At 67.5% G+C, this 11,091-nt stretch carries 8 protein-coding genes; 4 read left to right on the plus strand and 4 right to left on the minus strand.

The window, feature by feature from the left end; translation table 11 throughout:
• The first annotated feature begins 82 nt into the window (after window positions 1–82).
• Genes chvE through E1261_RS19220 form a run of 4 tightly spaced genes read left to right on the plus strand, consistent with a single transcriptional unit; the run spans window position 83 to window position 5,836 of the window.
• The gene (gene chvE, locus E1261_RS19205) at window positions 83–1,222 is read left to right on the plus strand and encodes a multiple monosaccharide ABC transporter substrate-binding protein (protein WP_132408266.1); all 1,140 of its coding nucleotides are present in this window, start codon (window positions 83–85) and stop codon (window positions 1,220–1,222) included.
• The gene (gene mmsA, locus E1261_RS19210; RefSeq protein ID WP_132408268.1) at window positions 1,219–2,757 is read left to right on the plus strand and encodes a multiple monosaccharide ABC transporter ATP-binding protein; all 1,539 of its coding nucleotides are present in this window, start codon (window positions 1,219–1,221) and stop codon (window positions 2,755–2,757) included. The genes chvE and mmsA overlap by 4 nt, the downstream gene beginning before the upstream one ends.
• Entirely contained in the window at window positions 2,754–3,992 is a 1,239-nt protein-coding gene (gene mmsB, locus E1261_RS19215) for a multiple monosaccharide ABC transporter permease (protein WP_132408270.1), read from the plus strand. Before mmsA ends, mmsB begins: the two co-directional genes overlap by 4 nt.
• Window positions 3,989–5,836, plus strand: coding sequence for a glycoside hydrolase family 127 protein (locus E1261_RS19220; protein WP_132408272.1), 1,848 nt, complete (start codon window positions 3,989–3,991; stop codon window positions 5,834–5,836). The genes mmsB and E1261_RS19220 overlap by 4 nt, the downstream gene beginning before the upstream one ends.
• Here E1261_RS19220 and E1261_RS19225 read toward each other — a convergent pair.
• The 4 genes from E1261_RS19225 to araB are packed head-to-tail and all read right to left on the minus strand — an operon-like array spanning window position 5,833 to window position 10,499.
• Window positions 5,833–6,633, minus strand: coding sequence for a glycoside hydrolase family 16 protein (locus E1261_RS19225; RefSeq protein ID WP_132408274.1), 801 nt, complete (start codon window positions 6,631–6,633; stop codon window positions 5,833–5,835). The genes E1261_RS19220 and E1261_RS19225 overlap by 4 nt on opposite strands.
• A gap of 34 nt (window positions 6,634–6,667) precedes the next feature.
• Complete coding sequence (araA, locus tag E1261_RS19230; protein ID WP_202874833.1) at window positions 6,668–8,158, minus strand: L-arabinose isomerase; 1,491 nt, start codon at window positions 8,156–8,158, stop codon at window positions 6,668–6,670.
• Between the two features lie 11 nt (window positions 8,159–8,169).
• A complete protein-coding gene (locus E1261_RS19235) occupies window positions 8,170–8,823 on the minus strand; it encodes an L-ribulose-5-phosphate 4-epimerase (protein ID WP_132408278.1) in 654 nt (217 codons plus the stop codon).
• Window positions 8,820–10,499, minus strand: coding sequence for a ribulokinase (gene araB / locus E1261_RS19240; RefSeq protein ID WP_132408280.1), 1,680 nt, complete (start codon window positions 10,497–10,499; stop codon window positions 8,820–8,822). Before araB ends, E1261_RS19235 begins: the two co-directional genes overlap by 4 nt.
• Between the last annotated feature and the right edge of the window lie 592 nt (window positions 10,500–11,091).

Consider the following 11,091-nt stretch of genomic DNA (forward strand, 5'->3'; position numbering starts at 1 on the left):
GTGAGGGGCTCTTGACCCGGGGCTGTGTGAGCGCAAACATGTGAGCGCTAACAGTCGTGTGGGGCTCCGGAAGGTAAATGTTGTGAACAAGAGGTTTGTGGCTACTCTGAGTGGCGCTCTGCTGGTGCTCGGTCTTGCGGCCTGTGGGGGCGAGGGCGCGGGTGGGGCTACCGACACCGCGAGTCAGAAGCCCGGGGATCTGACCATCGGCGTGGCGATGCCGACCCAGACGTCGGAGCGCTGGATCGCGGACGGCAAGGCGGTCAAGGAGAAGCTCGAGGCCAAGGGCTACAAGGTCGACCTGCAGTACGCGAACGACGACATCCCGACCCAGTCCCAGCAGGTCGACCAGATGATCACGCAGGGTGCCGACGTCCTGGTGATCGCGGCGGTCGACGGTACGGCGCTGAGCGGCCAGCTGCAGGCGGCGGCCGACAAGAAGATCCCGGTCATCTCCTACGACCGGTTGATCCGCGGCAGCCAGAACGTCGACTTCTACGTCAGCTTCGACAACTACAAGGTCGGCCTCGCACAGGGCAAGTCGCTGCTGCGCGGCCTCGGCCTGGAGAACGCCGACGGCTCGAAGGGCACCAAGACCGGCCCGTTCAACATCGAGCTCTTCGCCGGATCGCTGGACGACAACAACACCAGCTACTTCTTCAAGGGCGCCATGGAGGCTCTGCAGCCGTACCTGGACAGCGGTGCGCTGGTGGTCAAGTCGAAGCAGACCAAGATCGAGCAGATCGCGACCCTGCGCTGGCAGTCGGAGACCGCGCAGAAGCGGATGGAGGACCTGCTGACCTCGACGTACAACGACGGCAGCAAGGTCGGGGGCGTCCTCTCGCCGTACGACGGCATCTCCCGCGGCATCATCACCGCACTGCAGAACGCCGGCTACGGTACGGCGGCCAGCCCGCTGCCGGCGGTCACCGGGCAGGACGCGGAGATCGCGTCGGTCAAGCTGATCAACGACGGCATCCAGAGCTCGACGATCTTCAAGGACACCCGCGAGCTGGCCGCCCAGGCCGTCGCTGCGTCCGAGGCGTTCCTGCAGAAGAAGACGCCCGAGGCCAACGACACCAAGTCCTACGACAACGGCGTCAAGGTGGTTCCGGCGTACCTGCTGCCGATCCAGGCCGTCTTCAAGGAGGACGTGACGAAGGCGCTGGTCGACTCCGGCTACTACACGGCCGCGCAGGTGGCGGCCGGTAAGACCAAGTGACCGACGTACTGCTCGAGATGCGGGGAATCACCAAGCGATTCCCCGGGGTGGTCGCGCTGCAGGACGTCTCACTGGAGGTCCGGCCGGGTGAGATCCACGCGATCTGCGGCGAGAACGGGGCCGGCAAGTCGACGCTGATGAAGGTGCTGTCCGGCGTCTATCCGAGCGGTAGCTACGACGGTGAGATCAGGTTCGACGGCAAGCCGGTGCACTTCGCCGGCATCCGGGACAGCGAGTCCGCGGGGATCGGCATCATCCATCAGGAACTGGCGCTGGTGCCGTACCTGTCGATCGCGGAGAACATCTTTCTCGGTAACGAACGGCGCGGCCGCAACGGACTGATCGACTGGAACCGGACGAATGCCGAGGCCGGCGAACTGCTGGCCTCGGTCGGGCTGCACGAGAGCCCGGTCGCCCCGGTGATCCAGCTCGGGGTCGGAAAGCAGCAACTGGTCGAGATCGCCAAGGCGCTCTCGAAGGATGTCCGACTGCTGATCCTCGATGAGCCGACCGCCGCCCTGAACGACGTGGACTCGGCGCACCTGCTCGACCTTCTCCGGCGGCTCCGGGACCGGGGCATCGCCTGCATTATGATCTCGCACAAGCTGAGCGAGATCACCGCGATCGCGGACTCCACCACGGTGATCCGGGACGGCCGCACGGTCGAGACCCTCGACATGCGCGCCGGCGAGGTGACCCAGGAGCGGATCATCCGCGGCATGGTCGGGCGCGATCTGGAGAGCTTCTACCCCGAGCGCAACTCCGCGCCCGGGGAGGAGGTGCTCCGGATCGAGGACTGGACGGTGTGGCATCCGGTTCAGCACCGCAAGGTGGTGGACGGCGCCGACCTGAACGTCCGGGCCGGCGAGGTGGTCGGCATCGCCGGACTGATGGGCGCGGGCCGGACCGAGCTGGCGATGAGCGTCTTCGGGCGCTCCTACGGCCGCAACATCAGCGGCCGGGTGTACATGCACGGCAAGCAGGTCCGGGCGCGCACGGTGGCCGAGGCGATCGACAACGGCATCGCGTATGCCACCGAGGATCGCAAGCGGTACGGCCTGAACCTGATCGCCGATGTCCGCACCAACGTCTCGGCGGCCGGGCTGGACAAGCTCGCCCGGGGCGGCTGGGTCGACGGCAACGAGGAGATCAAGGTCGCCGAGGCGAGCCGGCGGGACCTGAACATCAAGACCCGCACCGTGCTCGATGTCGTCGGCACGTTGTCCGGCGGCAACCAGCAGAAGGTCGTGCTGTCGAAATGGCTGTTCACCGATCCCGACGTCCTGATCCTCGACGAGCCGACGCGCGGGATCGACGTCGGCGCCAAGTTCGAGATCTACACGATCATCAACCGGCTGGTGGCCCAGGGGAAGGCGGTCATCGTCATCTCCTCGGAGCTGCCCGAGCTGCTCGGGACGTGCGACCGGATCTACACGCTGTCGGCCGGCCGGATCACCGGTGAACTCCCGGTCGCGCAGGCGACCCAGGAAGACCTGATGGCGCTCATGACGATGGAGAAGGAGCTCGCAGGATGACCAGGACCGAACCGGAGCCCGCGGTGGCCGAAAGCGCCCCGGCCGCGGCGTTGCACGCCGGTACCAGTGATCCGCGCACGCTGATCATGCGCAACCTGCGGCAGAGCGGTATCTACATCGCCTTCGTCGCGATCGTGGCGCTGTTCACGGTGCTGACCAACGGTGTGCTGCTCAGCCCGGGCAACATCACCAACATCGTGCTGCAGTACTCCTACATCCTGGTGCTCGCGATCGGCATGGTGATCCTGATCATCGCCGGGCACATCGACCTGTCGGTCGGTTCGATCGTCGCGCTGACGGGCGCGGTGTCCGCCGTACTGGTGATCCAGAACGATCAGCCCTGGGCGGTCGGTGCGTTGGCCGCGGTAGCGGTCGGGATCGCGGTCGGTGCCTGGCACGGCTTCTGGGTCGCGTACGTCGGCATGCCCGCGTTCATCGTCACCTTGGCCGGCATGCTGCTGTTCCGGGGACTGACGTTGCAGGTGCTCGACAACGTCTCGCTGTCGCCGTTCCCGCCCGAGTACCAGAAGGTGGCGGGCGGCTTCCTGAACGGCCTGCTCGGCGGTCAGGGGTACGACGCGTTCACCTTGCTGATCGCGGGGATCGCGGTCGCCGGGTACACGGTCAGCGTCTTCCGGACCCGGCTGGCCCGGATCCGCTACGAGCAGCCGGTGGAGTCGTTCCCGCTGTTCGTCGCCCGGGTGCTGCTGGTCGCGGCAGTCGTCATGTACTTCGCCTGGCAGCTCGCCCACGCCCGTGGCCTGCCGATCGTGCTGATCGTCCTGGCCGTGCTCGTGCTCGCCTACGGCCTGATGACGAAGAGCAGTGTCTTCGGCCGTCAGGTCTACGCGATCGGCGGCAACCTGTCCGCCGCGATGCTGTCCGGAGTGAAGGTCCGCAAGGTCAACTTCTGGATCTTCGTCAACATGGGCTTCCTGGCCGGTGTCGCCGGTGTCATCTACTCGTCCCGCTCGAACGGCGCGCAGCCCGCGGCCGGCAACATGTTCGAGCTCGACGCCATCGCAGCTGCCTTCATCGGCGGCGCCGCAGTAGCAGGCGGCGTCGGCACTGTAGTCGGCGCGGTGGTCGGCGGTCTGATCATGGCCGTGATGAGCAACGGCATGCAGCTGATGGGTGTCGAGCAGTCGACGCAGTCCATCGTCAAGGGCCTCGTGCTGCTGCTTGCCGTTGCCTTCGACATCTATAACAAACGGCGCGCGGGAACAACCCGATGACCGTGCTGGGGCCAGCGGCACCACGAAGGCTTCCGTACGTCGCTCCGTTGCCACTCAGCGCGGCCCGACTCGACCCCGCTTCGCTGCTGGGCAACTGGCAGGAGCTGAACGCGGCCGCCACGATTCCGCATTGCCTGGAGAACATCCGGCGTACCGGCGTGCTCGAAAACTTCAGCCGGCTCACCGAGGAGCCGCCGCCGGGCAAGTTCGAGGGGTTCTGGTTTGCGGACTCAGATCTCTACAAGACACTCGAGGCGATCGGCTGGGAGATGGGCCGCAGCGGCACCGACCAGTGGGCCGAGGTGCTGTCCGAGGTGGCTGATCTGCTGGAGCGGGTGCAGGAACCGGACGGCTACCTCAACACCTATGTGCAGGGGACCGCGGGCAAGGAACGCTTCGGCCACCTCGAACACAGTCACGAGCTGTACTGCGCCGGCCATCTCCTGCAGGCCGCCGTGGCCCTGCATCGTGGTGGTGGCGACACGCGCATCCTCGCGATCGCGCGGAGAGTGGCTGACCTGATCGTCACTGTGCCGCTCATCGACGGGCACCCCGAGGTGGAGACCGCGCTGATCGAGCTCTACCGGGAGACCGGTGAGGAGTCCTATCTGAGCGCGGCCGAGCTGCAGGTCGAGCGGCGTGGGCAGCGGACGCTGACCGGCGGCTTCGGTCCGCAGTACTACCAGGATCACCTGCCGGTGCGCGAGGCAACCGAGGCCATCGGCCACTCGGTGCGGCAGCTGTACCTGGCCGCTGGAGTCACCGATCTCTACCTCGAGAACGGCGACGAGTCGTTGCTGAAGGCAATGGAACAGCTGTGGGACAGCGCCTTCGGCAGCAAGCTGTACCTCACCGGCGGCCACGGCTCCCGGCACCGCGACGAGGCGTACGGCGATCCCTACGAACTGCCGCCGGACCGCGCGTACGCGGAGACGTGCGCGTCGATCGCTGCCCTGCAATGGTGTTGGCGGATGCTGCTCGCGACCGGCCAGGCCCGGTATGCCGAGGAGATGGAGCGCGCCCTGTTCAACGCCATCGCCGCTTCGATGACGACGAATGGAACCGCCTTCTTCTACTCCAACCCGCTGCAGCTTCGCTCCGGCCACGACGGCTCCAGCGAGGACGCACCCAGCGAGCGGCTGCCGTGGTATGCCTGCGCTTGCTGTCCGCCGAACCTGGCCCGCCTGCTCGCTTCGCTGCACGGCTACGCGGCGACCGCGGACGGATCCGGACTCCAGTTGCATCTGCTCACCGCGGGCACGTTCAGCACGGACACCCTGACCGCCGTCGTCGAGACCGGCTATCCCTGGGATGGCGACCTGGTGGTGACGGTCAGCGGGCACGGCGAGCTGGCGATTCGCGTACCCAGCTGGGCGACTGATGCCACTCTCGAGGTGACCGATGCGAAGGTACTCGTCGAGCCGGTCCCGGGCGCGTATGTGCGGGTGGCCTGCGAAGACGGCGCGACGGTGCGGCTCAGCCTGCCGATGACTCCCCGGCTGACCCGTGCCGATGAGCGCGTCGACGCTGTCCGCGGTTGTGTGGCGATCGAGCGCGGACCACTCGTGTACTGCGTCGAGCAGGCCGATCTGGCCGACGACGTACTGGTCGAGCAACTACGCCTCGACGCCTCGGCCCCGATCACCGAAGAGCGCACACCCGACGACCTGACCCCCGTCAGGCTCCGCCTCGGAGCCGTCACCAGATCGCTCGAGGCGGAGTTGTACAAGGCCTACCAGCCGGACGCTCAAGCCGGTACGGCGATCACGGTCACCGCGATTCCGTACCACGCCTGGGCCAATCGGGGACCCGGTGCCATGCGGGTCTGGCTGCCCCTGAACTAGCCGTTGTTGGCGCGACCGACGTACACGTTGCGGGCGCGATAGTAGGTGTCACCGGAGGGGCCTGAACCCGAGGCCCCCTCCATCTGCAGGTTGATGATGATGTTCATCGGCTTGCCGACGAAATTGCTCCCGCGATGCTGGCCGACCCAGTTGCCGTCGAGGTAGTAGTGGATCTCGACGTCCGTGGCGCTGATCTTGTTGATCCAGGCGCGGTAGCTGTGCCAGCCGCCGGGGTTCGACACCGGCACGATGGTGTTCTCCCACCCGCCGTCATAGGTGTTGAACCAGTTCCGGGCGTCACCCTTGAACTCGAGGATGTCGCTCTCCGGCGGCCAGCTGTTGACTCCAGTCAGCCAGAACGCCGGCCAGGTGCCGCGAGCGGACGGCGCCTGGAACTCGCCCTTGACCTCCCACTGCGGGTAGCGGTCGTTGACGACCACCTGGAGCTTCGAGTGGATCGCGCCGGAGTGGTAGTGGATCGGCAGGTAGGGGTCTTTACTGCTCTTGCCCTCGTCCCAGTTGATCCGTGATCCCTTGAGCACGAGGACCCCGCCGGACTCGAGGTAGACGTGGTTGTGGTCGGTGCGGCTCGCATACATCCGGGCGGTGCCGTTGTGGTCGGAACCCCACGGATACAGGTAGTTCCAGCTGGACTCCAGGGCGGAGTAGCTGCCGAAGCTGTTGGCCGGGAGTGCTGTTTCCCAGGCGAGTTCTCGGGCGTGCGCGGGTACGGCGACTGCCGCACCCGCGACCGTGGTGCCGGCGGCGAGTAGGAAGGTGCGTCGGTTGAGGGCCATGGGGCGATGTCTCCTCACTAGTTGGTGCTATCGGTCAAAAGCCTCGGGCGAGGCGGTAGTAGGCCTGGCTCCAGCGGAGTTCCTGGGTGAAGCGGCGGGTGGTGGTGTCGGCGTCGATGACTGCGAGTTCGGTGTGGGTCATCTCGGCGAGGTCGGCCAGTTCGTCGATACCGAGCGCCGTACTGAGCACTGTGTGGTGCGGGCCGCCGGCGGTCAGCCATGCCTCGGCCGACGTGCGCAGGTTCGGCCGGGGCTTCCACACAGCCCGGGCCACCGGGAGCTGGGGGAGTGCGTGGTCGGGGACGACCACGTCGATCTCGTTGGCGACGAAGCGGAAGCGATCGCCCATGTCCGCCATGCCGATCACCACGGCCGGGCCGGGCGCGGCGTCGAAGACCAGGCGGACCGGGTCCTCGCGGCCGCCGATACCCAGCGGGTGGATCTCGCAGGTCGGGGTGCCGGCGGCGATGGACGGGCAGACCTCGAGCATGTGCGCGCCGAGGATCCGCTCCGCGCCAGGGGTCAGGTCGTACGTGTAGTCCTCCATGAACGACGTACCGCCGGGCAGGTTGCCGGCAGCAACCTTCAGCGTGCGCAGCAGGACAGACGTCTTCCAGTCGCCTTCGCCACCGAACCCGTAGCCATCGGCCATCAGCCGCTGGACCGCCAGGCCGGGAAGTTGCCGCAGCCCGCCGAGGTCCTCGAAGTTCGTCGTGAACGCGGTGAAACCACCGTCGGTCAGGAACGCGCGGAGTCCGGCCTCGATCCGCGCGGCGTACCGCAGCGACTCGTGCCGCTCACCACCAGGACGCAACTCCGGTACGACGTCGAAGTCGTACTCCTTGAGCAGCGTGTCGACGGCCGAGTCGGAGATCTCGTCGACGACCGCGACCAGGTCGTTCACCCCGTACGTGTTGACCGAGACCCCGAAGTGCAGTTGGGCCTCGACCTTGTCGCCCTCGGTCACGGCGACATCGCGCATATTGTCGCCGAAGCGCGCGACCCGCATGGTCCGCATGGCCGCGTACCCTGCCGCAGCCCGCGTCCAGACGCCGATCCGGGCGCGGACCGCCGGGTCGGCGACGTGCCCGGCCACCGTGGTCCTGGCGACGCCGAGGCGGGTCTGCACGTAGCCGAACTCGCGGTCGCCGTGCGCGGCCTGGTTCAGGTTCATGAAGTCCATGTCGATCGTTGCCCACGGCAACTCGACGTTCGCCTGCGTGTGCAGGTGCAGCAGTGGGGTGCGGAGCGCGTCGAGACCGGCGATCCACATCTTGGCCGGGGAGAAGGTGTGCATCCACGCGATCACGCCGATACAGGCGTCGCTCGCGTTCGCCTCCAGGCAGACCCGGCGGATCGAGTCCGCGTCGGTGAGCACGTCCTTCCAGACGACTCGAGGGGCCAGGTCCCCGGATGCTTCCAGTTGCTCGGCCAGGCTGCGCGACTGGTCGGCTACCTGGCGCAGGGTCTCCGCGCCGTACAGGCTCTGGCTGCCGGTCAGGAACCAGACTTCGGTCGAGGTCATAGCTGTCTCCGTCATCGTTGGCCGTACACGTTCTGGTACCGGTCGTAGAGCCGGTCGATGTCTTCCGCGGCGATGGGGGTCAGGTCGCCGGCCTGCCGGGCCAGGTGCACGGTGCGGGCGACGTCCTCGCACATCACCGCCGCCTTGACGGCCGCCTTCGCGTCCTTGCCGATCGTGAACACCCCGTGGTTCTGCATCAGGACCGCGGGGGAGCGGTGCCCGGACAGCGTCGCCACGATGCCGCGGCCGATGTCGTCGTTGCCGATCAGGGCGAACGGCCCGACCGGGATCTCACCGCCGAACTCGTCGGCCATCGCGGTCAGGACGCACGGGATCGCCTCGGCCCGGGCAGCCCAAGCGGTCGCGTACGTCGAGTGCGTGTGCACGACTCCGCCCACCTCAGGCATTTCGCGGTACACGTAGGCGTGGGCCGCGGTGTCGCTGGAGGGATCGAGGTCGCCCTCGACCACCTTCCCGTCCAGGTCGCACACCACGATCGCGTCGGGGTTCAGGTCGTCGTACGAGATGCCGCTGGGCTTGATGACGAACAGGTCCTCGCCGGGGACCCGGCCGGACACGTTGCCGGCTGTCCAGGCCACCAGGCCGTAGCGAACCAGTTCGTTGTGCAGCCCGCTGACTTCTTCGCGGAGCCGGTTGACGGTCACTTCGCTACCTCGTTCCGGAGGGCACGGAGCCGGTGCAGTACGCCGCTACCGCCGTGCCGCTCGCCCGCGAAATAGTCGTGCAGGTCGCGGTACTCGGCGTACAGGCGGTCGTACATATCGGCACGGTCGGGGTCGGGGACGAAGGCGGCCTCGGTGCGGCCGCCCATCGCGGCGGCTGCGCTGGGCACGTCCGGATAGGTGCCCGCGGCAACCGCCGCGTGGATCGCGGACCCGAGGGCAGGCCCTTGGGCGGAACTGATCACCGACAGCGGGCGCCGCAGGACGTCGGCGTAGATCTGCATCACCAGCCGGTTCTTGAGCAGCCCGCCGGCGACGATGAACTCGTTGACCGGTACGCCGGACTTGTCGAAGGCATCGAGGATCGTGCGGGTGCCGAACGCGGTGGCCTCGATGAGTGCGCGGTAGGTGTCTTCCGGTTTCGTCTCGAGCGTCTGCCCGATCACCACGGCGGACAGATCGTGGTCGACCAGGACGGACCGGTTGCCGTTGTGCCAGTCGAGCGCGATCAGGCCGTGCCGCCCGACCGCCTGCTGCTCGGCGAGTGACGCGAGGTGGTCGTGCACCGACTCACCACGGCGCTGCGCTTCCTCGTGATACTCCCGCGGTACGGCGGTGTCCACGAACCAGCCGAAGATGTCGCCCACCGCCGACTGGCCGGCCTCGTAGCCCCACAGTCCGTCAACGATGCCGTCCTTCACGACCCCACACATCCCGGGGACCTCGGCGAGCTGTTCGGACGACATCACGTGGCAGGTCGACGTACCCATGATCGCGACCAGTTGGCCGGGCCGGACCGCATCGGCCGCGGCCGCGGTGACATGGGCGTCCACGTTGCCGACCGCAACGGCGATCCCTGCGGGCAGCCCGGTCAGTGCGGCCGCCTCCGTGGTGAGGCGGCCGGCCAGTCCGCCGAGTGGGGACAGCGGATGCTCCAGCTTGGCGATGAAGTCACCGAACGCGGGGTTCAGGGCCTCGAGATATTCGCGGGAGGGGTAGCCGTCCTCGGTGTGGATGCCCTTGTAACCGGCCGTGCACACGTTGCGAGTCTCGACACCAGTCAGCTGCCAGATGATCCAGTCGGCCGCCTCGATCCAGCGATCGGCTCGCCGGTACGTCTCCGGATCCTCCTCCAGCACCTGCAGCGCCTTGGCGAACTGCCATTCGGACGAGATCCGGCCGCCGTACCGCGGAAGCCAGGGCTCGCCACGTTCTTCCGCTAGGGCGTTGATGCGGTCCGCCTGCGGTTGCGCAGCGTGGTGCTTCCACAGCTTGGGCCACGCGTGCGGACGGAACCACATCCCGCGCACCTCGCACAGCGGCGTCCCGTCGGCGAGCGTCGGCAGCACCGTGCACGCGGTGAAGTCGGTGCCGATACCGATCACGTCGTCCACCGAGATGCCGGCCGTCGCGACCGCCTCCGGGACCGCATTCCGCAGTACGTCGCGCCAGTTGCTCGGCGCCTGCAACGCCCAGGCCGGCCCGAGAGCGATATCGGAGCCGGGCAGCCGGTTCTCGATCACACCGTGCCGGTATTCGTACACCGCCGTACCCACCTCGGCGCCGTCCGCGACCCGGACCACCACGGCCCGGCCGGACAGCGTGCCGAAGTCGACCCCGACGACGTACTGACTGTGAGCGTTAACATTCGCGGTCATAGATTGCCCTCTGTGGTGATGGCCGGGTGTGATGCGGCTGACGGTCGGCGGAGAACCACCGGAGTTAACGCTAACAGTCAGCGCGCTGCAACGTAATAGGCATCCCGAGAACGACGGGCGCCCAAGGTGAGCCACCCGCCCGACCTTGAGCACGGTCCAACCGTTCCGCCGGCTGCCAGATGGTCGGTGGGCGCTCAAGGTGGCTGCGGCCCCACGGTCCCGATCCCCGGGCCCTCCGCGCGTTAGCCGGTGATTTTTCGTCACATAGACCCGAAAAGTTGCCGACTAACGCCGAACCGCGGGGGATCCACCCCAAACCGGTTTGGGGGCTTGTGCAGGAGCGCTCGCCTGGTTGCCCGTAACGTCCGAACAACCGGAGGGCCCGCCTCCGATCCTTCGGACGTTAGCGGGGAGCTGGGGTTAACGTCCGAAGATCCGGAGAGCCCGCCTCCGATCCTTCGGACGTTGTGGGAAGGGCGGTCCAGCCGCGGATTCGTGTTCTAGGACGCGGTTACGCGAGGGTGACGGAGATGGTGATGTAGGAGTGGGGCGGTAGGTCGAGTTGTAGGCCTGTGGGGTGAGGGGTGACGGC

The organism is Kribbella albertanoniae, from assembly GCF_004348455.1.
Lineage (GTDB): Bacteria > Actinomycetota > Actinomycetes > Propionibacteriales > Kribbellaceae > Kribbella > Kribbella albertanoniae.